Origin of the sequence: Neorhizobium petrolearium (genome assembly GCF_017873175.1) — a bacterium.
GTDB lineage: Bacteria > Pseudomonadota > Alphaproteobacteria > Rhizobiales > Rhizobiaceae > Neorhizobium > Neorhizobium petrolearium.
This window is the reverse complement of sequence record NZ_JAGGJW010000014.1, coordinates 47,525-67,477: the sequence shown is the minus strand read 5'-3', so window position 1 is coordinate 67,477 and position 19,953 is coordinate 47,525. Positions and strand designations below refer to the sequence as shown.

Below are 19,953 nucleotides of genomic sequence, written 5' to 3'. Positions count from 1 at the left end.
CCCTCCCTGCAATTTTCGATGGTGCCAAACTGCCCGAGCAGCCCATTCAGTGCAACCCTATTCGGCGACGACTTGCCCTTGGCCGAAATACCAGTTCAGAACCGGCAACATGCCGACATGGTAAGGATGGGCTGAAGGATCGGCCGAACGGATCGCCACCGCGCCCGCGATTTCCTTGTCTTCGGCAACCTGCATATGCCGCTCGATCCGAGCGATCATCTGGTCCGCGGTCTGATCGAATCGGAAGAGCCGAAACAGGGTCACAGTCCGCCGGAAATGAGCGATGTAGTATCCGTCACTTACAATTGCATCATGCAGTTCGATCCCCGTCTCTTCCAGCACCTCGCGCCGCATGTTGAGCTCCGGGTCGCAATGACCGTCAACGACGTCACCGGGCTCAAATGAGCCGCAGGCGAAATAAACCAGGCCCGCATTCGCCGTGTGCGCGCCCATCCGGATGGCCACCAGAGCACCGTCTGAGGTTTCCAGAACCGGATACGCGTGAATATGCAAGGCCCCGTGCCGCTCCGGCTGCCTACGCCACCATAGGAAGGCGGAAAAGGGCACGAGATAGCCTTCGCTGACAAGCGCGCGCCGTGCCAGGCCGATCCGCCTCTGAAGGATCATCCGGCCATCGAACAGGGCGGGATTGGCGGCCACCTCCTGTTTCCAATTCTCGGCAATCGCCTCCTGTTCCGCGAGGTAGAGTGGGTGGGCCCCCGTCACGATGCGCATCCTCACCCGATCGACTTGGAAAACGGTCTTTTCCGGCGGCCAGCCGAAAAAATCCTCGTAAAGTTCGATGGTCATTGGATCTCCAGCGTCATGACAACGGGGCAGTGATCCGACGCCTTGGGACGGTCCCATCCGGTACGCGGAAATCGCTGGATGTCTTGCCCCGGAGGAAAGACGGTGCGATAGGGCTGCCCGCCGCGGATGATCTCGGGAACGCTGTCCGGATTGTGCTCGGCAAGCGCGGGAGAAAGCCAGATATAGTCGAGCTGGCAGAGATGCTGCTCTTCAGGCCCGCGAGCGTGGTAAAGCGTCCAGCGGTCCATCACGTCACGACGCTGCATCGGGTTCACCGCGAAGCCGTCACCACTGAAGACGTCAAGCGCGCTCTTTTCCTCCCGCCTTGGCTCGAACCGGTAACCCTCGCGCCGTGTGCCGATCACCTGCACCTTTTCCTGATAATCGTTCATGTCGCCGCAGATGGCGAAATTCCTGATTTCGGTCTGCCCCGCGCCGAAGCGGCGCTCGATGATATGGCGCACAGCCCGCGCTTCGGCCGTGCGGATCGCCATTGTGCCGGTCCGACCGTCCGTACCCTCACGCGAATTGCTCATCGACTTGAAGTGGACCACGTAGAGCGACAGTGGCTTTCCGCCGACCTTTAGTTCAACTTCGAGGCAATCCCGCTTGAACACCTTGTCATGCGACTTACTGGTCAGTGCCAGTTCCGCGTTGAACAGGCCGAGGTCCTGATAGGTCAGCATGGCGTGGCTGCGGACATCGATTACCTCGATCTGCTCGCCGGTACGGGTCTCTTCGCGCATCAGCACGGCAACGTCGATACCGCGCGAATCATTTCCCTCGACGAGGTATTTCTGGCGGTAACCGTTTCCGACCATGCGGTAGAGATAGCCATATTCGAAGGCCTGCAGGGCCGGCATGTTGTCGACTTCCTGCAGGCAGAGAATGTCGGCATCCGCTTGCGCGATCGCCAGTGCGGAAAGCTGCCGCGTATCGTCGGTTTCGGCGATCAGGCGGGCCTGTTCCAACTGCTGATAGACCGCCTTGTCCTGCACGTCATAGAGTCTCAGCACGCGATCCTGCCGAAGCTGATTACGCCAGCCGGAAAAATCGAATCGCGTCATCAGGTTTTCGATGTTGAACGTGCCGAGGCGAAGCGACATGCTGAGATTCCCTATTCTCGTCAGCACCATAACCACCAGAACGCCGCGTGGCTACAACCTCCAGGCCGAGCGGATGATAACCGTCAGGGTATCGCCAACCTTGACCGATCGACGGCTGAAGGCACGCAGGGTCTGGCCATCAGCAAGGGCAAGACGCAGCGCATAACGCTCACCTTCGAAGAGAACCGAAAGAACGCTGACCGCCACCCCTTCCGCCGCGATCTCCACATCCTGCGGGCGGACAAGGATATCCGCAACCGGATCATTCCCCTGCCCAATCTCCCGCGTTGACAACAGTGACTGCATGGCCGGCCAGTCGAGAAGCCGCCTGTCACCATCCGGAGACGGGAGGGAGAGAATTGCGCCTTGCCCGATCAATCCACCGACCAGCCGGCCATCCGGGCTCGCATAGATCTCCTCGGGGGCCGCCACTTGCAGGAGCCGGCCTTCCGACATCACCGCCACGTCCGTCGCCAGCGCCATCGCTTCAGCCTGGTCGTGCGTGACGTAGATCATCGTCGCTCCCGATCGCGCATGAAACTCGCGAAAGGTCTCCTCCATTTCCTGCCGCAGATGTCGGTCAAGATTGGCAAGCGGTTCGTCGAGCAGCACGACATCGGGTTCCGTCACGAGGCAGCGGGCGAGTGCGACGCGCTGGCGCTGGCCGCCGGACAGGTCGGCCGGTTGTCGATCGGCGTAGCTCTCGAGCCGGACGGCAGAAAGGGCATCCTTCACCTTCCGCTGTCTCTTCTCGCCGGAAATGCCGCGCACCTTGAGCGGATAACCGACATTCTCCGCGACGCTCATATGCGGCCAGAGCGCATAGGACTGGAAGACCATCGCCATGTTGCGGTGTTCGGGCGGCACCATCTCACTCGCGTCGGCAAGAAGCCGCTCCCCAAGCAGGATCGAACCCTCCGTCGGCTGCTCGAAACCGGCGATCATGCGAAGCACGGTCGTCTTGCCGCAGCCGGAAGGCCCGAGCAGCGCCAGAAAGCCGCCTTCCCTGACGGTGAGCGACAAGCCGTTCACCGCGGGCCTGCCGCCCGTTTCAAAGGACTTGGAAAGGCTGTTGAGGATCAGCTTCGCCATGGCACCACACCTTTTGGCAATCGCTTCGCCATCAGTTCCAGCACCAGCATCATCACCACGACCATGAAGACAACGAGGACCGAGAGAGCCGAGGCGAGATTGAAACTGCCGCTGTCGTCGAGATTGTAGATGACGACACCAAGGGTCTGCGTGCCGGCCGACCAGAGCAGCGCCGATATGGTCAGCTCGTTGCAGGCGATCAGGAAGACGAGAATCACCGAGGCACCGGCGGCTGGCGCGACCAGCGGCACGAGAATATCGGCAAGCCGCCGCCCGAAACGAGCGCCCGAAAGCCGCGCCGCCTCTTCGAGCGAGGGATCGAGCTGCCGGAAGGCGCTCATCACCGGCTTCAGGCTGACGGCAAAGAAACTTGAGAAATAAGTGATCAGGATGATCCATATCGTCCCGTAGATCGAGACTCCGATCACCGGAACGGGTGCCGCGAAGACGAGGATGAAAGCCACTGCCAGCACAATGCCCGGCAGGGCATAAGGAATCTCGGCAAGAGCCGCAATGACCGGTGCGAACCGGCTCCTGCCGCGCACCAGGAAATAACCGGTCAGCACGGTCGCTGCCAGGAGACCGAAGGCCGTCGTGAGCGACAAAGTGACGGAGTTGGTAAATGCCGTGCGCGTCACCGTCTGGCGAAAGAGGATTTCCTCATAGGCTTGGATGGTCGCGGTCGAAGAACTCAGCGGCACGCCGTAGGCCGGCGCCAGCGAGCTCGCAACCAGCGCCGTCAGGGGCATCACGAGAATGATCAGGATCGTCAGCCAAAGCGCGATCTCCGCAAACCACCGCCAGGATCCCAGCCGAAACACCGCCACCTGCCCGGAAAGGCCTATGACACGATAGTCACGGCCGCGCAGCACCCGTTCCTCCACGGCAAGCCCTGCAACCGACAGAATGGCGATCATGGCCGACAGCAGCGAGACATCGGCGAATGTGCCGGGTCCGAAACTCGAAAACTTCGAATAGATCAGCGTCGGCAGCGTGTAGATCGAGGCGGGGATGCCGAGAATTGCCGGAATACCGAAATTGCCGACGCAGGAGACGAAGGCGATCGCCGCGCCGGCCGCAAAACCGGGCAAGGAAAGCGGCAGGATCACATCCTTCAGAACCTGCCAGGACGATGCGCCCGAGAGCCTGGCCGCCTCCACCCCATCGCGTGGCAACGCCAGCAGCCCCGCCCGGAGCGAGAGATAGACGAGTGCCGCATTCTGCACGCCGTAGAGCAAAGCAATCCCGCCAATCGAATAGAGCGGCTGCGGGCTTCCGAGCGGCGGCGCCAGTCCGAGCGCCTTCAGAAGCGTGCTCGAAGGGCCAGTCATGCCGATCCAGGAAAGCGCCGTCACCTGCGGCGGGATCATGGTCGGCAGCATGAAAAGGAAGCCGAGCGCCGCCTTGCCGCGGACATCGAACAGCGTCAGCAGAAGCGCGAAACCGCCGCCGAGCACGACAGCCGCAATCATGCCGAAGAAGGATGTCGTCAACGTATCGTAGACCGCCTGCCAGAGAGCGGGATCGGAGAGAAGCTGATGCGCCCCGCCCTGCATGGCCGACACGATACCGGTCACCGCAAGCCGCCCAAGCGGCAGCACGCTCAGACAAAAGATTACTGTTACGACAAAGGGAAACAGCCAGCGCGGCTGGCTGTTTCCCTGATTCTTAGGTCGCGTCATGAAGGGTTTATATCAGCCTTTAGTGCCGAAGATATCCGAGAAGGTCTTGACGTCGTTCTCGGAATTCTTGAGAGCTTCCGAGGCGTTGATCGGCAGAACCTTGATCGTATCGCGAGCCGGAAAGCCGGCCGGAACCGCCATGCCGTTGCGAGCCGGGATATAGCCGAGCTTCAGGAACCCCTCCTGCCCCTTCTCGGACAGAACGTAATCGATGAACTTCCTGGCGTTTTCGGCATGCTTGGTGGAAGCGAGGATCGCTGCGGGCTCAGTCACGGCAGACACGCCTTCCTTCGGGAAGACGAACTCCACCGGCGCCCCCTTGGCTTTTTCACGGATCGGCATGTAATCAACCACGACGCCATAGGCCTTCTCGCCCGATGCGACCGACTTCAGCACCCCGCCATTGCCGCCTGCGGCGATCGCACCATTGTACTTGAGCTGCTTGTAATAGTCCCAGCCGAGGTCTGGAACGGCGGTCAGCGTCTGGGCGTGAATGAGCGCGGCACCCGAGGCAAGCGGGCTTGGCATGGTGACAAGACCCTTGGCCTCCGACTTTGCAAGGTCGGCCCAGCTTGCTGGCTTCATCGACGCCTGGGTATTGTACATGATACCGGTGGTGATGAGCTTGGTGGAATAATAATAGCCGTCCGCATCGTAGAGGGCCTTGTCGTAATTGGCGGCTTCCGGCGATTTATAGGCCAGAAGCTGGCCAGCCTGCTTCATGCGCTCCAGCGTCACCGTGTCGGCGATCAGCAGGACATCGGCGACCGGGTTGCCGGCCTGGATCTCGGCATTCAGCTTCGCCATGATCTGCGGCGTCCCGTCGCGAACCCACTCGACCTCGATACCAGGATTGGCGGCCTTGAAACCGTCGACGGTGGCCTGCGCGTCTGCATTCGGCTGGCTGGTGTAAAGCACGAGGTCGGCGGCTTCGGCCGCTCCGGCGATCATGCCGAACGCCACGAGCGCGGAGAATGCGGAAAGAAGGTTCTTCATCGGAGGTCCTTTCGAGAACATATCATCCGCTTAAACACAGTCTTCTGACACGTATGTGACAATGGAAGCTCCCATACGAATACCCCTCCCGAAATGCAGAAAGCCCCCGTCTCCTTCCGGCGACAGGGGCTTCGAAATCACACCTGGTGATGATCAGGCGGCTGCAGGGATTGCATTGGTGATCAGACGCCCGAGCCGCTGGATGCCCTCGTTGATCATCGCCTCATCAGCGCAGGAGAAGGAGAGACGCAGCGTGTTGGCGCCGGAGCGATCGGCAAAGAACGCCTGCCCCGGCACGAAGGCCACTTTTTCTGTCTCGATCGACCGGGCGAGCAGGTCGGCGCCATCCATGCCGGCAGGCAGCGTCACCCAGACGAACATGCCGCCTTCCGGCTTCGTCCAGCTTGTACCCTTCGGCATGTATTTGGCGAGCGCTGAGAGCATCGCATCGCGGCGCTTGCTATAGGCAGCCCTGATCTTGGCAACTTGCTCATCGAAACCGCGCGAAGCGACGTGTTCGATGGCGATCTGATTGATCGTCGAGGAATGCAGGTCGGCAGCCTGCTTCATCAGGACCAGCTTGCGGATGACCGGCATCGCGGCGACCACGAACCCGACGCGCAAGCCCGGAGCCAGCGTCTTGGAAAAACTGCCGCAATAGATCGTGCGAGTGTTCTCGATGCCGCCCTTGCGGGCAATGTCGAGTGCCAGGATCGGTGGAATCGCGTCTCCGTCATAGCGTAGATGCTGATAGGCAGCGTCCTCGATGACGGCGACATCCAATTCATCCGCCAGTTCAAGCAGTTTTTCGCGACCGGTGCGGTCAACCGTCTCGCCGGTCGGATTGGCGAAGTCGACCGAAAGATAGGCGAATTTCACAGCTCCGCCGGCCTTTGCCGCCGTTTCGCGATAGGCTTCCGGCGTGCGGTTGCCGAAGGAGAGCTGGTCATAGTTCGGCTCATAGGCGTTGAAGGCCTGCAGCGCCCCGAGATATGTCGGCCAGGTGACGAGGGCGGTGTCCTTCGGCGACAGGAAGAGCTTGCCGAGATAATCGAGCGCCTGCTGCGATCCGGAGGTGATGAAGACGTTCTCGACCTCGCACTGGACGCCGATCCGGGCCATTTCGCCGCGGATCCATTCGCGCAGCGGCTTGTAGCCTTCGCTCACCGAATATTGCAGCGCCGCATTCACCTGCGCGCCGGAGAAGATATCCGCATAGGCTTGCCTGAAGGCCTCGTCCGGGAAAAGCGCCGGATCGGGAATGCCGCCTGCGAACGAGATGATGTCCGGCCGCTCCAGGAGTTTCAGGAGTTCGCGGATTTCGGAGGCGCGCATGCGGCCGGAGCGCGTCGCGAAGATATGTTCCCAATCAAGCACGGAATGTTTCCTCTTATTTCAACTTTCTATGTCTGATCTTTACACAAAGATCGATAGGTCAGCAATACTGACCTATCGATCTTTGTCTTATTTTCTTCTGTTTAGCACCGCCCGGAAGCGCTTGCCAGAAGAGCGTTGAAAAGACAGGTTTGCCGTAATCGGGATCGTGCGGGAATATCCGTGGCCGAGAGGAGGAAGACATGCTCAAAAACATCGACCCGGCGTTGAACGCCGATGTGCTCCACGCCCTGCGCTCTATGGGTCACGCTGACACTTTGGCGCTCGTGGACACCAATTTCCCGGCCGATTCAATCGCCCGCCAGACAACGCTGGGCAAGCTCCTGCGCATGGACAATATCCCGGCAGCCCGGGCGATGCGGGCGATCCTCTCGGTTTTTCCGCTCGATACGCCGCTGCAGCCATCCGTCGGTCGTATGGAGGTGATGGGTGATCCGGATCAGATCCCGGCGCCGCAACAGGAGGTCCAGGCCGAGATCGATGCGGTCGAGGGAAAATCGAAGCCCATGTACGGCATCGAACGCTTCGCCTTCTATGAACAGGCAAAGAAGGCCTATTGCGTCATCGCCACCGGCGAAACCCGCTTCTACGGCTGTTTCCTGCTGACCAAGGGCGTTATTCCGCCCGCTGCCGAACTCTAAAAGGAAAGCGCCACGCACGGCTTTTCGTGCGTGGCGCGGTACAAAACCGCAAAGTTTAGTTCACTGACTTGTCGACCAGCTTGTTCTTGCCGATCCAGGGCATCATGCCGCGCAGCTTGGCGCCGACTTCCTCGATCTGGTGGCTGTCGTTCATGCGGCGGATACCTTTGAAGCGGGCCATGCCGGAACGGTATTCCTGCATCCACTCGGAGGTGAACTTGCCGGTCTGGATGTCCTTCAGCACGCGCTTCATCTCGGCCTTGGTCTCTTCGGTGATGATGCGCGGGCCGGTGACGTATTCGCCCCACTCGGCCGTGTTGGAGATCGAGTAGTTCATGTTGGCGATGCCGCCTTCATAGATCAGGTCGACGATCAGCTTCACTTCGTGTAGGCATTCGAAATAGGCCATTTCCGGCGCATAACCGGCTTCCACCAGCGTCTCGAAACCGGCACGGATGAGCTCGACCAGACCGCCGCAGAGAACGACCTGTTCGCCGAACAGGTCGGTTTCGCACTCTTCCTTGAAATTGGTCTCGATAATGCCCGAACGGCCGCCGCCGACGCCGCAGGCATAGGAGAGAGCGAGTTCGAGCGCATTGCCGGAAGCGTTCTGGTGAACGGCGACGAGGCAGGGCACGCCGCCGCCCTTCTGGTATTCGCCGCGAACCGTGTGGCCCGGGCCCTTCGGTGCGATCATCACGACGTCGACCGAGGCCTTCGGCTCGATCAGGCCGAAATGCACATTGAGGCCGTGGGCGAATGCGATCGCTGCACCGTCGCGGATGTTCGGGGCGATCTCGGCCTTGTAGATGTCGGCCTGCAGTTCGTCCGGGGTCGCCATCATCATCAGGTCGGCCCACTTGGCGGCTTCGGCGACGGTCATCACCTTGAAGCCGTCGGCTTCCGCCTTCTTGGCGGTCGCCGAACCGGATTTCAGGGCGATCGCGACATTCTTGGCGCCGGAATCCTTGAGGTTCAGCGCATGCGCGCGGCCCTGGCTGCCATAGCCGATGATGGCCACGTTCTTCGCCTTGATGAGGTTGATATCGGCATCCCGATCGTAATAAACGCGCATCGTTATTCCTTCCCTATGCGTGTGATTTGTTGATGTTCGTCATCGTCCCGCGAAAGCGCCGAGCGCATCCGCCGATTGCTTCTGCGTGCCGTGCAGCGTCAGGAAGGCGTCGACCGCCCTCTCCGCCTGGCGCGCATTGTCCTTGAGGCCGGGTTCGCCGAGCAGCATGCGCACATGCAGGTCGGAGACGATCAGGCCATAAAGCGTGTGGTAGGCTGAATCCGCGTTGTCGAAACGCAGAAGCCCTGCCCTCTTGCCCTGTTCGATGAGAGCCATGGCACGACGGTCGATCTGGCGACGACCATGCTCCAGCAAGAGCTTGCCGAGCTTGGAACCTTCACGGCTGGATTGGCCGATGGCAAGCCGGTTGAGCGCAAGCGATACGTCGCCGGCAAGCACTGCCAGCAGATCGCGGGCAAAAAGCTCTAGATGGTCGCGCAGCACATCCACCGTCAGCCGTTCACCGGGGCGTTCATGCGTGCGTACCTTGCTCGCCTGATAAGCGATCATCGCGGCCAGCAGGCCTTCGCGGTCGCCGAACCACTTGTAGAGGCTTTCCTTCGAGCAGTTGGCCGCCCGTGCAAGGCCCGAAGTCGTCAGCGCCTTCTCTCCGCCTTCCACAAGCAGCCGAAGCGCCTGTTCCAGAACGGCGTTCTGGCGCGGCGTAAATTCGGGCATGTCGGCGGCGTCGGGTTTCACTGCGATATCCTTTGCGTACCGTACGGTACGGTTCTTGACCTGCTTATGGCGCAGGCAAAGCCGGCCGTCAAGAGGGAGGGATCCGGATGTGTCGGCGAAAATGGCCGGAACTTATTCCGCGGCAACGGCCTCGCGCACCGCGTCCATATCCCTTGCCGGCGACACGCCGTAGAGCCGGCTGTATTCCCGGCTGAACTGCGATGGGCTCAGGTAGCCGACGCGATGGCCGGCATTGCCGGCATCCAGCCCCTCGACCAGCATCAGCCGGCGGGCCTCGTGAAGCCGGAGGCGCTTCTGGTACTGCACCGGGGTCATGGCGGTGATCGTCTTGAAGTGATGATGGAAGGACGACACGCTCATGCTGACGTGTTCGGCCAGATCTTCGATGCGCAATGGCCGTGCGAAATTTTCCCGGAGCCATGCGATGGCGCGGGCTATCCTGTTACCGTGATTGTCTGCAACAGCGATATTGATCAATTGTCCGCCGGCCGGGCCGGTGAGAATGCGATAGAGGATTTCCTGCTCGATCAACGGCGCCATCGCCCCGATATCTCCTGGATTATCGAGCAAACGCATGAGCCGCACCGCGGCATCGAGAAGCTCCGGCGTCGCATGGTTCACCACGATGCCGCGTTGCCCGCTCGCAGGCACGTTCGGCTGTCTTATGCCCGCGCGGCTGACTAGGTCGAGCAGTCGTTCGCCGTTGATGGCGAACGTCAGGCAGAAATGCGGAGTCTCCGGGCTTGCCTCGACCACACGCCAGACGACCGGCAGGTCGAGCGATGTCAACAGATAGTGACCGGGACCGTAATTAATGGTATCCGCCCCAAGTTGCACGCTCTTTGCGCCCTGAATGACCATCGCGAAACAGGGACGGTAGCTGCCGTGGCAGGGCACGCTCGGCGTAGATCGGCGGCTGATCGCGAGGCCTTCGATGGTCGTCAGGTACTCGCCGTCACCCGAGGCGAAGCGGTCTGAGATCGAGGCGATTTCCTGATAGGGGTTGAACGGCAGCGTCATGCGGGAAACCCCTCCTGGGCTGATGGAAACGCTGTCTGCGTTTGTCCCTATTTAGAATGCCTCTCCGCATCTGCAAATAGCCACCCCGCTCACTTTTGCAGGATCGTGCAAGAAGCTTGCAGGATCGATCTAACGCCGTTGCGGTCAGCCGAGGCATAGTCCGCCTCGTCCAATTCCCCTCCCAACTCAATCAATGAATGGAACTCTCCATGGCTATTGCAAGAGGCTATGCCGCGACCGATGCGTCGAAACCTTTGACGCCCTTTACTTTCGAGCGCCGCGAACCCAACGCCGACGACGTCGTGATCTCGATCCAATATTGCGGCGTCTGCCATTCCGACATCCACCAGGCCCGCAACGAATGGGGCAATTCCCATTATCCCATGGTGCCTGGCCACGAGATCGTCGGCACGGTGACCGCCGTCGGTTCGTCTGTCACGAAATTCAAGATCGGCGACCACGTTGGCGTCGGTTGTTTTGTCGATTCCTGCGTCGGTTGCGCCGCCCGCGATCTCGACAACGAGCAATACATGCCCGGCCTCGTACAGACCTACAACGACTTCGAAGCCGACGGCAAAACGCCGACCTATGGCGGCTATTCCGATTCGATCGTCGTCAAGGAAGGTTACGTCCTGTCGATTCCGGACAATCTGCCGCTCGACGCTGCAGCCCCCCTGCTCTGCGCCGGCATTACCCTCTACTCGCCGCTGCGCCACTGGAACGCCGGCCCCGGCAAGAAGGTTGCGATCTTGGGTATGGGTGGCCTCGGCCACATGGGCGTCAAGCTTGCTCATGCGATGGGCGCCGACGTGACGGTGCTCAGCCAGTCGCTGTCGAAAAAGGAAGACGGCTTGAGGCTCGGCGCGGACCACTATTATGCGACCAGCGATGCCGAGACGTTCAAGGCGCTCGCGGGCACGTTCGACCTCATCATCTGCACCGTCAGCGCCGAGATCGATTGGAACGCTTATCTCAACCTGCTCAAGGTCAACGGCTCCATGGTCCTGGTCGGCGTTCCGGAACATGCCGTCCCCGTGCATGCCTTCTCATTGGTTCCAGGCCGCAGGAGCCTTGCCGGCTCGATGATCGGTTCGATCAAGGAAACCCAGGAAATGCTGGACTTCTGCGGCGAGCATAACATCGTCTCGGAGATCGAGAAGATCAATATCAGCGAGATCAACGAAGCCTATGAGCGCGTCCTGAAGAGCGACGTGCGCTACCGCTTCGTCATCGACATCGCCTCGCTGAAGGCTTGATCGAAACGATCTGAACAAAAGGAGGCGGCTTTCGTGCCGCCTTTTTCACGTCAAGAGATTTCGGTCTCGTCGTATTTGGCCCGCGCCGCCTTCACTGCGGGATGATTCTCCGCTGCCCATTGCAGCACTTTGGAAAGCGGCTCAAACAAGGAACGGCCGAGATCGGTCATCCTGTACTCCACACTCGGCGGCTTCGTCGGAAAGACTTGCCTGTCGACATAGCCATCGCGCTGCAGGTCGCGCAGCGTCTGGGTCAGCATGCGCTGCGATATGTCGGGCACCAGCCGGCGCAGTTCGCCGAACCGATAGGGGCGGTGCACCAAAGCCTCCAGCAATAACGTCGACCATTTGCCGGCGATGCGGTCGATCACATCGCGTACGGGGCAATTGCCGGCATCCCAGCCGGACATATCACATTCCTGGCCGTCCAGGATGGGTTTGTGAGCTGACTTGAGCACCATGGGAGTGGTTCCTTCCAGGTAACGATCTCCCGGAAAACTGCCTTCTTTACACGACGTAGTCAATTCCTATTCTAGTGCTAGTCTCTTTTAGAGACCAACATTCGATACCGCGCCGAAGGCGTCGGTTTGTTACCAGGAAGGAAATTCTGAGATGACCAAACTCCTCGTCACCGGCGCCGCTGGAAAACTTGGCCGCGCAGTCCTGCATCACCTCATGGAAACCAGCGGGGTCGAGCCGGGCGATATCGTCGCCGCAAGCCGAGATACCAAAAAGCTCGCAGATTGGGCGGCCAAAGGCCTCGAGACACGCATGGCCGATTTCGACGACGAAGCAAGTCTCGTCAAGGCATTCGCCGATGTCGATCGCGTGCTGATCATCTCGACAGATGAACTCGCGACACCCGGCAAACGTATCGCCCAGCACAAAGTTGCCGTCTCTGCCGCAGTAAAGGCCGGCGTCAGGCATATCGTCTATACATCCATGCCGAACCCGGACAAGTCGCTCGTCAGCTTCGCGCCCGACCATCTCGGCACGGAAGAGGCGATCAAGGCAAGCGGCGTTCCCTACACGATCCTGCGCAATTCCTGGTATGCCGACAATTATCTGATGGGCATGCCGCACAACCTGCAGGTCGGCACATGGTACACCGCTATGGATGCCGGCAAGGTCTCCAACATCACGCGCGACGATTGCGCACGCGCCGCGGCTGCAGTGCTTGCTAATCCACCGGCCGGAAACCGGATCTTTACCCTGACAGGACCGGAATCGCTGACTGCGGAGGAAATCGCCGCACACGTCGCCATGGCGGCGGGGAAACCACTCGAAGTCGCGCATGTCACCGACGAACAGCTCACCCATGGGCTGACCGGTGCAGGTCTGCCGGGTTTCGCCGTTCAAATGCTCGTCTCGGCCGACGCCAATATTCGCGCAGGCAATTTCGACCTGGTGACAGACGATTTTGAAAAACTCACCGGTCGCAAGCCACAGAACCTTACCGCCTATCTCACAACGCAAAAGGCGGCGCTGACCGGCTGAGGCAACTGCCGGCTTGGATTGCAAATCTAAATTCTCCGATGTAATTAGATGATCAATCTAATTTTTTCTTACTTTGGAGAAAATAATGCGGAAAATCGGCCTTATCGGTGGGATGAGTTTCGAAAGTACGGCCGTCTATTACCGGCTGATCAACGAAATGGTGCGCGACCGCCTCGGCGGCCTCGCATCAGCCGATCTTCTTCTCCATTCGGTCAATTTCGCCGAGGTGGTCGAGATGCAGAAAGCCGGCCGCTGGGATCTGGCGGCCGGGCATCTCGCCAGAAGTGCCGCAAGCCTCGAAGCCGCCGGCGCCGAATGCGTGCTGATCTGTACCAACACCATGCATCTCGTCGCCTCCGAAGTCCAAGCCTCGGTCGATATTCCGCTCATCCATATCATCGATGAAACCGCCAAAGCGCTGAAATCGAATGGTCTCAAGCGCTCTCTCCTGCTTGCCACCCGTTACACGATGGAGCATGGCTTTTATACCGATCGTATGGCGGCGCTCGGCATCGACGTCATGGTTCCGGACCCGGACGACCGCACCGCCATCCATAACATCATCTTCAACGAACTTTGCGCCGGAAGGGTACTCGACGGATCGCGCGATTGCGCGATGGCGATGATCGAAAAGGCCAAGGCGGCCGGCGCCGACAGCATCATCCTCGGCTGCACCGAAATCTGCCTTCTCCTCGATCCGGAAAACCTGCCGCTCCCCTGCGTCGATTCCACCGCAATCCATGCCCAAGCTGCGGTCGATTTCGCGTTGGGCGAGGGCGAGACCAATCGGGTCGCCGCCTGATTTACTTGACTTAGTCAAATAAATATTGGACAGAGTCTCCAAAAGGAGATTCTGCCCATGATCTTGCCCGAAACCATCGATACCATCCGCGCTTTCAACCGTTTCTACACGAACAAGATCGGTGTCCTCGCCAAGGATTACCTGGCAACGCCCTACACCCTCGTCGAGGGACGTATTCTCTATGAAATGGGCGCGAGAGAACGTGTCTCGGCCACCGAGCTCAATCGCGATCTCGGTCTCGACCCCGCCTATCTCAGCCGCATCCTCAAGAAGTTCCGTGAAGCGGGTTTCATTGACAGCGAACCTGATCCGGCCGACAAACGCAGCCAGATCCTCAATATCACCGACATGGGACGGGAAATCTATGAAACGCTCGGGGAGCGTTCCCGTCGTCAGATCGCCGATGACCTCCAGAATGTGGACGACGCGAGCCAGGCAAGGCTGGTCGACTCGATGCAGACAATCCGGGCGATCCTCGATCCTTCCGGCGCCCTTCCCCCCCCGCCCGTCATCATACGCCCCTATCGGATCGGCGACATGGGCTGGCTCATAGAGGCGCAGGCGACCGCCTATGCCCGCGAATACGGCCTGAACGAAAAATTCGAGGCGCTGATCGCCGAGGTCGCTGGCAAATTCATCGCCAATTTCAATCCCGAGCGCGAACGGAGCTGGATCGCGGAACGAGGCGGCAAACGGGTCGGTTCCGTGCTGGTGGCCGATGGCGGCGGCGATGTCGCCAAACTTCGCCTTCTCTATCTCGATCCGGAAGTGCGTGGCCTCGGGCTTGGCAGGACGCTGGTCGAACAATGCATCAAATTCTCGACCTTAGCCGGCTACAAAAAGCTGTCGCTCTGGACCAATGACATTCTGACGGCGGCGATCCATATCTACAAGACGGCAGGCTTCAGGCTTGTCTCCGAGGAGAGACATGCAATGTTCGGCCCGGAATGCGTGGGCCAGACCTGGGAATTGAATCTCAGAGAGGCGAAGCTTTCAGCGGCTTAGAGCAATTCCCGAAATGTGTGGCGGCTTTCCATCCTGAATTGCGTAAGGAAAACTGGTCAAACCGCCTGGCCGCAGGCGCGGCGGAAGCGGCGCACGGTTTCCGCCATGCCGTATTCCAGCGCATCCGCCGTCAAGCCGTGGCCGATCGAAACCTCGGCGAGTTTCGGGATGCGCTTGATGAGCGCCGGCAGGTTGGCGACCGTCAGGTCGTGTCCCGCGTTGACGCCGAGGCCTTCCGCCAAGGCCGCATCCGCCGTCCGGCCAAGCTCATCAAGGATCTGCACGGCCCGCTCGGGATTGTCGTAGCACCCCCCGTAAGGCCCGGTGTAAAGCTCGATGCGGTCGGCGCCCGTCGCGCGGGCGAGCTTTACCGCCTCGACATCGCCGTCGCCATCGGCAAACAGCGACACACGCATGCCCTTCTTTTTGAGCCGTGCCACGATCGGTTTCAGGAGTTCGCCGCTCGCCCGGAAATCGAAGCCGTGGTCTGAGGTCGCCTGGGCCGGATCGTCCGGCACCAGCGTCACCTGCTCGGGTTCGGTCCTTTCGCAAAGCGCCAGAAAATCCTCGCTGGGATAGCCCTCGATGTTGAACTCCGCATCGGGAAATTCGTCATCGATCAGTGCGCGGATGGCCGGCAGGTCGGAGAAGCGGATATGACGTTGGTCGGGACGCGGATGCACGGTCAGGCCCGCTGCTCCCGCCTGAAGCGCAATGCGCCCAAGACCCTCGACGCTCGGCCAGGGCAGGTCGCGGCGGTTGCGAAGCATGGCGACGGCGTTGAGGTTGACGGAAAGTTTGGTAGGCATGGCAACATCCATTTTCGCGGAAAGCTTTTTCTGCTTTTAGGCCAAGCCTCGCCGAAAAACCACCGGCTGCAAGCGATGGCATCCAACAGATTTTTTCAAGTGTCGATACGAGAGAAAGCCGGCCGGTCAGCGGACGATGGTCAGCGTTTCGGCCGCACGGGTGATCGCGGTATAAAGCCAGCGCTCGCGCGTGTCGCGGAAGGCGAAGCTCTCGTCGAAAAGCACGACATTGTTCCACTGCGAGCCCTGGGCCTTGTGCACGGTCAGCGCGTAACCGTAGTCGAATTCGTCATAACGCTTGCGGGTCGACCAGGGGATTTCCCCCTCGCCGTCCTCAAAAGCGGCCTTCAGGAGCTTGATCTTCGCCGCCCCCCGATCCATGTCGTCGTCCTCCGGCCGGATCATCAGGTTGATACCCGGCTTCACGGTCTCGCGCGACGAGCTCATCACCTGCCAGAGCGAACCGTTGAGAAGTCCCTTCACCTGGTCGTTCCTAAGGCACACCAGCTTGTCGCCGGATTGCGGATATTCGGCCGTGAACCCTTTCAGCTCCCGGAGCCGCTGGTTGTAGCGCTTGCGGGTCCGGTTTGTGCCGACCAGCACCTGGTCCGCCTCCAGCACCAGCGGCTGGGTCACCTCGTTGCGGGAAATCACCTGCGCGGTGCCGTAGTCCCCATACATGATCTCCTTGCCCTCGCGCACGTCCATGGCGAGCTGGATGATCGGGTTGTCGCGGGCCTGGCGATGGATTTCCGTGAGAAGATAATCCGGCTCCTGTTCGGTGAAGAAGCCGCCGCCCGTCACCGGCGGCAATTGGCCCGGATCACCGAGCACGAGAATGGGCGTGCCGAAACTCATCAGATCCTTGCCGAGCGCCTCATCGACCATCGAGCATTCGTCGATGATGATCAGCGCCGCCTTGGCGACCGGGCTCTGGCGGTTGATGGAAAACATCGGGGAAATGGAGGTCTTCCCGGTCTCCTCATCTTCGACCGCCTCTTCTCCCCGCGGACGGTAGATCAATGAATGGATGGTCTTCGCGTTACGTGCACCACGCGAGCGCAGCACCTGCGCGGCCTTTCCCGTGAAGGCTGCGAAAAGCACATCGCCGTCGACATGCTCGGCGAAATATTTGGCCAGCGTCGTCTTGCCCGTGCCCGCATAACCGAACAGCCGAAAGATCTGGCTGCGTCCCTCTTTCAGCCATTGTGAAACGGCCTTGAGGGCCTCGTCCTGTTGCGGTGCAAATTGCATGCCGGGGACTTGGCAGGATTCGACGAAAAATCGCAACTAAAAAAGAACGAAAGAGGAATCAGAGGCACGGAATGACCTTGTTTTCCTCCGCTTTTCGCGGATGCGTCACGCGTACATTCACTGCGGCCGTTCAACGAGTTTCGCAAGTTGTTCGATGACCGTGCCCCAGCCGTCGAAGAACCCCATCTCGTCGTGCATCTTCCGGTCATCAGGACTCTTGTGCATCACATGCGCGAAGTAGTCCGTACCCTCGGGATGATCCTTGAAGGTGATGATCGCCGTCATGAAGGGCTGTTCGGCCGGCCGCCAGCCGCCGGTCAGCGCATTGGTGAAGACGATCCGCTCCTGCTCTTCGACCGCCAGGAAACAGGCGTTCAAGTGCGGGCCGAAATCCCCGCCGTCCTCGCTCATCCGGGTTTTGAAGGCACCGCCCGGCCGGATATCCATGGCGACCACCCGGCAGAGCGCGGGCGTCGGAATCCACCACTGTTCGAAAGCAGCCTTGTCGGTCCAGGCATGCCAGACGGAAGCACGCGGAGCCCTGATGATCCGCGAGATGGTGAGGTCGAGATCCGCATTGAAATTCTGCGTCATCTGCCCTTCTCCCCTTCTTTGGCCCGAAGGAATTCTTCCTTCGCCAGAACAAGCTGCTCCAGCCGGTCGGTGCGGGCTTCCCAGATCGCACGCTGTTCGGCGAGCCAGTCTTCCATCATCGAGAACCTCGCCCTTTCCAGCACACAGGTACGCACCCGGCCTTTTTTATGCGTACGGATGAGGCCGCTCTCCTCCAAGAAGCGGATGTGTTTCATGAAGGAGGGCAGTGCCATGTCGAAGGGCGCCGCAAGATCGCTGATACTTGCCGGCCCCTGACCGAGCTGTCCGAGCACGGCCCTCCGGGTTGGATCCGCGAGCGCCTGGAACACATTGTCCAACTGATTTGAATAGTTTTCCATAAGGATAAGTATCATCTCAAGACACTTAGCTCAAGGGATAAGTATGAACTTTTCCGAAAATCTTTGCGGCCGACGGAATAAATCTGCCTCCACCGGTGTCTTGGCATCGGTGGCCGATGGCAGCCGCCATTCAACTCAGGGAGACACCCATGAAGACCTTCATCCTTGTGCCTTTCGCATTGGCAGCGCTGACCACGGCCGCTTTCGCTGCCGGCCCGTTCAAAACCGTCAAGACCGCCAAGGGCGACGTGCTTGCCGGTGACAAGGGCATGACGCTCTACACCTTTAAAAACGACAAACCCGGCACGTCCAACTGCTACGACAAATGCGCTCAGAACTGGCCGCCGGTCATGGCCGCTTCCGATGCGAAAGCGGATGGGGCATATTCGCTCGTTACCCGCAAGGACGGGTCCAGGCAATGGGCCAAGGACGGCATGCCGCTTTATTACTGGGTCAAGGACACCAAGGAAGGCGACACGACCGGCGATGGCGTGAACGGCGTTTGGGATGTCGCAAAACCCTGATCAATTCGGTTCCTCCTCGACAGTGGCGCGCGAGGCACAGGCTCCTGCGCAGCTCTCGTTCGAGGCACAGATCCTCGCTCTCCTGCCGCAGCTCCGGCGCTATTCACGCAGCCTGACGCGGTCGGATGCGGAGAGCGAGGATCTGCTGCAGGACTGCGTCGAGAAAGCGCTCATCAACCGGGCGCAATGGCGCGGCTCGAATTTCAAATCCTGGGCCTACAGGATCATGACCCATCTTCATCTGAACGCGCGCCGCTCGACCGCGCGACGGCCCGTTGTCGGCATCGAGGAGGCGGAGATCGTCGCAGCAAGTTCAGGCTCAGATGATCCGCTGGAGAGGAACCGCCTCATCCAGGCGCTTGAAACGCTGCCGAAGGAGGCGCGCACCGTCCTGATGCTGGTGGTCGTGGAGGGGTATGCCTACCAGGAAGTCGCCGACATGCTGGAGATACCGATCGGCACGGTCATGTCGCGTCTTTCGCGGGCCCGCCAGAACCTGCGTGAGAAAATGCGGGAGGAAAACATCATTCAATTGCGGAGACCGAAATGACCGAGGCCCGATCCGTATCCGAAGCGGACCTGCACGCCTATGCCGACGGCTTCCTCGATGAGGCCGCCCGCGCCCGCGTAGAACGCTTTCTGGCTGAAAACTCGCAAGCGGCGGAAATGGTCGCCGACTGGCAGGCGCAGAACGAGGAACTGCGTGCCGCTTTCGCGCCTCACGAAAAATCGAAGCCTACGGATATCAGGCTGCTGTCGATGGGGTTTGCCCGCCCGCCGGCGCCCCCCCAGCGTCGATTTGCCTTGGCCGCCGCCGCGGCGATTATTTTCGCCCTCGGTGCCGTCGGCGGCCACTATGGTCCACGTCTATTCGAGCGTCCCGAGATCCGGCTTGCCTCTACGGAAATCCTGCCGCGAGAGGCCCGCAACGCCTTCCTGATCTATGCAAGCGAGGTGCGCCATCCCGTCGAGGTCTTTGCAAACGAGGAGACGCATCTCGCTACCTGGCTCGGCAAGCGGCTCTCGATCGCCAACCTCAAGGTCCCGAACCTGCAATCCCTGGGCTTCAAGCTGGTCGGCGGCAGGCTTCTGCCGGTCGGCGGCAAGCCGGGCGCCCTGTTCATGTACGAAGACAACACTGGCCAGCGCGTAACGGTTCTGGTCGGGCGCAACAGGGAAAACCGGACGACGAGCTTCCGTTTTGCCTCCGCCAGCGACGTCGAGACCTTCTACTGGATCGATGGCGAACTCGGCTACGCGGTCACCGGCGAGATTTCCCGCGACCTGCTACAGAAAATCGCCGAAGAATGTTACAGGCAGTTTCCGTCATGAGAGGA

Annotated in this window: 22 protein-coding genes; 8 read left to right on the top strand and 14 right to left on the bottom strand. The window is 60.4% G+C overall.

All coding sequences use genetic code 11. The annotated features are described in order from the left end of the window. Positions 1-57: 57 nt before the first annotated feature. The 6 genes from J2046_RS24470 to J2046_RS24445 form a co-directional block, all read right to left on the bottom strand. Entirely contained in the window at positions 58-810 is a 753-nt protein-coding gene (locus J2046_RS24470) for an NUDIX hydrolase (protein WP_210056345.1), read from the bottom strand. Next, positions 807-1,916, bottom strand: coding sequence for an endonuclease/exonuclease/phosphatase family protein (locus J2046_RS24465; RefSeq protein ID WP_210056343.1), 1,110 nt, complete (start codon positions 1,914-1,916; stop codon positions 807-809). Before J2046_RS24465 ends, J2046_RS24470 begins: the two co-directional genes overlap by 4 nt. Before the next feature lie 51 nt (positions 1,917-1,967). Continuing rightward, the gene (locus tag J2046_RS24460) at positions 1,968-3,008 is read right to left on the bottom strand and encodes an ABC transporter ATP-binding protein (RefSeq protein ID WP_210056341.1); all 1,041 of its coding nucleotides are present in this window, start codon (positions 3,006-3,008) and stop codon (positions 1,968-1,970) included. Then, positions 2,996-4,690 (bottom strand): ABC transporter permease, encoded by a 1,695-nt coding sequence (locus J2046_RS24455; RefSeq protein WP_210056339.1) that lies wholly within the window; start codon positions 4,688-4,690, stop codon positions 2,996-2,998. Before J2046_RS24455 ends, J2046_RS24460 begins: the two co-directional genes overlap by 13 nt. A gap of 12 nt (positions 4,691-4,702) precedes the next feature. Continuing rightward, positions 4,703-5,686, bottom strand: coding sequence for an ABC transporter substrate-binding protein (locus J2046_RS24450; RefSeq protein WP_210056338.1), 984 nt, complete (start codon positions 5,684-5,686; stop codon positions 4,703-4,705). 153 nt (positions 5,687-5,839) lie between these two features. After that, positions 5,840-7,063, bottom strand: a complete 1,224-nt coding sequence (locus J2046_RS24445; protein WP_210056337.1) for an aminotransferase-like domain-containing protein — start codon at positions 7,061-7,063, stop codon at positions 5,840-5,842. Between the two features lie 200 nt (positions 7,064-7,263). Between J2046_RS24445 and J2046_RS24440 the strand changes: the two genes are divergently transcribed. Beyond that, entirely contained in the window at positions 7,264-7,722 is a 459-nt protein-coding gene (locus tag J2046_RS24440; RefSeq protein WP_210056336.1) for an RbsD/FucU family protein, read from the top strand. Between the two features lie 55 nt (positions 7,723-7,777). On the opposite strand, the gene ilvC is transcribed toward J2046_RS24440, so the two are convergent. The 3 genes from ilvC to J2046_RS24425 form a co-directional block, all read right to left on the bottom strand. Beyond that, positions 7,778-8,797, bottom strand: coding sequence for a ketol-acid reductoisomerase (gene ilvC, locus J2046_RS24435; RefSeq protein ID WP_037147297.1), 1,020 nt, complete (start codon positions 8,795-8,797; stop codon positions 7,778-7,780). A 39-nt stretch (positions 8,798-8,836) separates the two neighbouring features. After that, entirely contained in the window at positions 8,837-9,475 is a 639-nt protein-coding gene (locus J2046_RS24430) for a TetR/AcrR family transcriptional regulator (RefSeq protein WP_210056575.1), read from the bottom strand. Positions 9,476-9,607: 132 nt separating this feature from the next. Beyond that, on the bottom strand, positions 9,608-10,516 hold the full coding sequence (locus J2046_RS24425) for an AraC family transcriptional regulator (RefSeq protein ID WP_210056335.1): 909 nt from the start codon (positions 10,514-10,516) through the stop codon (positions 9,608-9,610). Positions 10,517-10,725: 209 nt separating this feature from the next. Between J2046_RS24425 and J2046_RS24420 the strand changes: the two genes are divergently transcribed. Next, a complete protein-coding gene (locus J2046_RS24420; protein WP_210056334.1) occupies positions 10,726-11,772 on the top strand; it encodes an NAD(P)-dependent alcohol dehydrogenase in 1,047 nt (348 codons plus the stop codon). Positions 11,773-11,822: 50 nt separating this feature from the next. Here the strand turns inward: J2046_RS24420 and J2046_RS24415 are convergent, their stop codons facing one another. Further along, positions 11,823-12,233: a winged helix-turn-helix transcriptional regulator gene (locus tag J2046_RS24415; protein WP_210056333.1), complete on the bottom strand. Its 411-nt coding sequence runs from the start codon at positions 12,231-12,233 to the stop codon at positions 11,823-11,825. A gap of 151 nt (positions 12,234-12,384) precedes the next feature. Here J2046_RS24415 and J2046_RS24410 point away from each other — a divergent pair, with 151 nt between their 5' ends. The 3 genes from J2046_RS24410 to J2046_RS24400 all read left to right on the top strand — a co-directional run bounded on the left by J2046_RS24410 (position 12,385) and on the right by J2046_RS24400 (position 15,076). Beyond that, positions 12,385-13,269, top strand: coding sequence for an SDR family oxidoreductase (locus J2046_RS24410; protein ID WP_210056332.1), 885 nt, complete (start codon positions 12,385-12,387; stop codon positions 13,267-13,269). Positions 13,270-13,354: 85 nt separating this feature from the next. Next, positions 13,355-14,071 (top strand): aspartate/glutamate racemase family protein, encoded by a 717-nt coding sequence (locus J2046_RS24405; protein WP_210056330.1) that lies wholly within the window; start codon positions 13,355-13,357, stop codon positions 14,069-14,071. Positions 14,072-14,128: 57 nt separating this feature from the next. Beyond that, the gene (locus tag J2046_RS24400) at positions 14,129-15,076 is read left to right on the top strand and encodes a bifunctional helix-turn-helix transcriptional regulator/GNAT family N-acetyltransferase (RefSeq protein ID WP_210056328.1); all 948 of its coding nucleotides are present in this window, start codon (positions 14,129-14,131) and stop codon (positions 15,074-15,076) included. A gap of 56 nt (positions 15,077-15,132) precedes the next feature. On the opposite strand, the gene J2046_RS24395 is transcribed toward J2046_RS24400, so the two are convergent. The 4 genes from J2046_RS24395 to J2046_RS24380 form a co-directional block, all read right to left on the bottom strand. After that, positions 15,133-15,885, bottom strand: coding sequence for a pyridoxine 5'-phosphate synthase (locus J2046_RS24395; RefSeq protein ID WP_210056326.1), 753 nt, complete (start codon positions 15,883-15,885; stop codon positions 15,133-15,135). Between the two features lie 126 nt (positions 15,886-16,011). Beyond that, entirely contained in the window at positions 16,012-17,139 is a 1,128-nt protein-coding gene (locus J2046_RS24390) for an ATP-dependent DNA helicase (RefSeq protein ID WP_037147314.1), read from the bottom strand. A gap of 117 nt (positions 17,140-17,256) precedes the next feature. Next, the gene (locus tag J2046_RS24385; RefSeq protein WP_210056324.1) at positions 17,257-17,733 is read right to left on the bottom strand and encodes an SRPBCC family protein; all 477 of its coding nucleotides are present in this window, start codon (positions 17,731-17,733) and stop codon (positions 17,257-17,259) included. Continuing rightward, positions 17,730-18,092 (bottom strand): ArsR/SmtB family transcription factor, encoded by a 363-nt coding sequence (locus tag J2046_RS24380; protein WP_210056322.1) that lies wholly within the window; start codon positions 18,090-18,092, stop codon positions 17,730-17,732. The genes J2046_RS24385 and J2046_RS24380 overlap by 4 nt, the downstream gene beginning before the upstream one ends. A gap of 149 nt (positions 18,093-18,241) precedes the next feature. On the opposite strand from J2046_RS24380, the gene J2046_RS24375 reads away from it, so the two are divergent. The 3 genes from J2046_RS24375 to J2046_RS24365 are packed head-to-tail and all read left to right on the top strand — an operon-like array spanning position 18,242 to position 19,948. Beyond that, positions 18,242-18,616, top strand: coding sequence for a COG4315 family predicted lipoprotein (locus tag J2046_RS24375; protein ID WP_210056320.1), 375 nt, complete (start codon positions 18,242-18,244; stop codon positions 18,614-18,616). Next, entirely contained in the window at positions 18,600-19,166 is a 567-nt protein-coding gene (locus J2046_RS24370; protein ID WP_210056318.1) for an RNA polymerase sigma factor, read from the top strand. The genes J2046_RS24375 and J2046_RS24370 overlap by 17 nt, the downstream gene beginning before the upstream one ends. Further along, positions 19,163-19,948 carry an anti-sigma factor family protein gene (locus J2046_RS24365; protein ID WP_210056316.1) on the top strand — a complete coding sequence of 262 codons (786 nt, stop codon included), beginning with the start codon at positions 19,163-19,165 and terminating at the stop codon, positions 19,946-19,948. Before J2046_RS24370 ends, J2046_RS24365 begins: the two co-directional genes overlap by 4 nt. Positions 19,949-19,953: the final 5 nt, after the last annotated feature.

Coding starts and splice junctions, on each gene's coding strand:
- J2046_RS24470 (WP_210056345.1), bottom strand. CDS start 810: ATGACCATCGAACTTTACGAGGATTTTTTCGGCTGGCCGCCGGAAAAG.
- J2046_RS24465 (WP_210056343.1), bottom strand. CDS start 1,916: ATGTCGCTTCGCCTCGGCACGTTCAACATCGAAAACCTGATGACGCGA.
- J2046_RS24460 (WP_210056341.1), bottom strand. CDS start 3,008: ATGGCGAAGCTGATCCTCAACAGCCTTTCCAAGTCCTTTGAAACGGGC.
- J2046_RS24455 (WP_210056339.1), bottom strand. CDS start 4,690: ATGACGCGACCTAAGAATCAGGGAAACAGCCAGCCGCGCTGGCTGTTT.
- J2046_RS24450 (WP_210056338.1), bottom strand. CDS start 5,686: ATGAAGAACCTTCTTTCCGCATTCTCCGCGCTCGTGGCGTTCGGCATG.
- J2046_RS24440 (WP_210056336.1), top strand. CDS start 7,264: ATGCTCAAAAACATCGACCCGGCGTTGAACGCCGATGTGCTCCACGCC.
- ilvC (WP_037147297.1), bottom strand. CDS start 8,797: ATGCGCGTTTATTACGATCGGGATGCCGATATCAACCTCATCAAGGCG.
- J2046_RS24430 (WP_210056575.1), bottom strand. CDS start 9,475: ATGCCCGAATTTACGCCGCGCCAGAACGCCGTTCTGGAACAGGCGCTT.
- J2046_RS24425 (WP_210056335.1), bottom strand. CDS start 10,516: ATGACGCTGCCGTTCAACCCCTATCAGGAAATCGCCTCGATCTCAGAC.
- J2046_RS24420 (WP_210056334.1), top strand. CDS start 10,726: ATGGCTATTGCAAGAGGCTATGCCGCGACCGATGCGTCGAAACCTTTG.
- J2046_RS24415 (WP_210056333.1), bottom strand. CDS start 12,233: ATGGTGCTCAAGTCAGCTCACAAACCCATCCTGGACGGCCAGGAATGT.
- J2046_RS24410 (WP_210056332.1), top strand. CDS start 12,385: ATGACCAAACTCCTCGTCACCGGCGCCGCTGGAAAACTTGGCCGCGCA.
- J2046_RS24405 (WP_210056330.1), top strand. CDS start 13,355: ATGCGGAAAATCGGCCTTATCGGTGGGATGAGTTTCGAAAGTACGGCC.
- J2046_RS24400 (WP_210056328.1), top strand. CDS start 14,129: ATGATCTTGCCCGAAACCATCGATACCATCCGCGCTTTCAACCGTTTC.
- J2046_RS24395 (WP_210056326.1), bottom strand. CDS start 15,885: ATGCCTACCAAACTTTCCGTCAACCTCAACGCCGTCGCCATGCTTCGC.
- J2046_RS24390 (WP_037147314.1), bottom strand. CDS start 17,139: ATGCAATTTGCACCGCAACAGGACGAGGCCCTCAAGGCCGTTTCACAA.
- J2046_RS24385 (WP_210056324.1), bottom strand. CDS start 17,733: ATGACGCAGAATTTCAATGCGGATCTCGACCTCACCATCTCGCGGATC.
- J2046_RS24380 (WP_210056322.1), bottom strand. CDS start 18,092: ATGGAAAACTATTCAAATCAGTTGGACAATGTGTTCCAGGCGCTCGCG.
- J2046_RS24375 (WP_210056320.1), top strand. CDS start 18,242: ATGAAGACCTTCATCCTTGTGCCTTTCGCATTGGCAGCGCTGACCACG.
- J2046_RS24370 (WP_210056318.1), top strand. CDS start 18,600: ATGTCGCAAAACCCTGATCAATTCGGTTCCTCCTCGACAGTGGCGCGC.
- J2046_RS24365 (WP_210056316.1), top strand. CDS start 19,163: ATGACCGAGGCCCGATCCGTATCCGAAGCGGACCTGCACGCCTATGCC.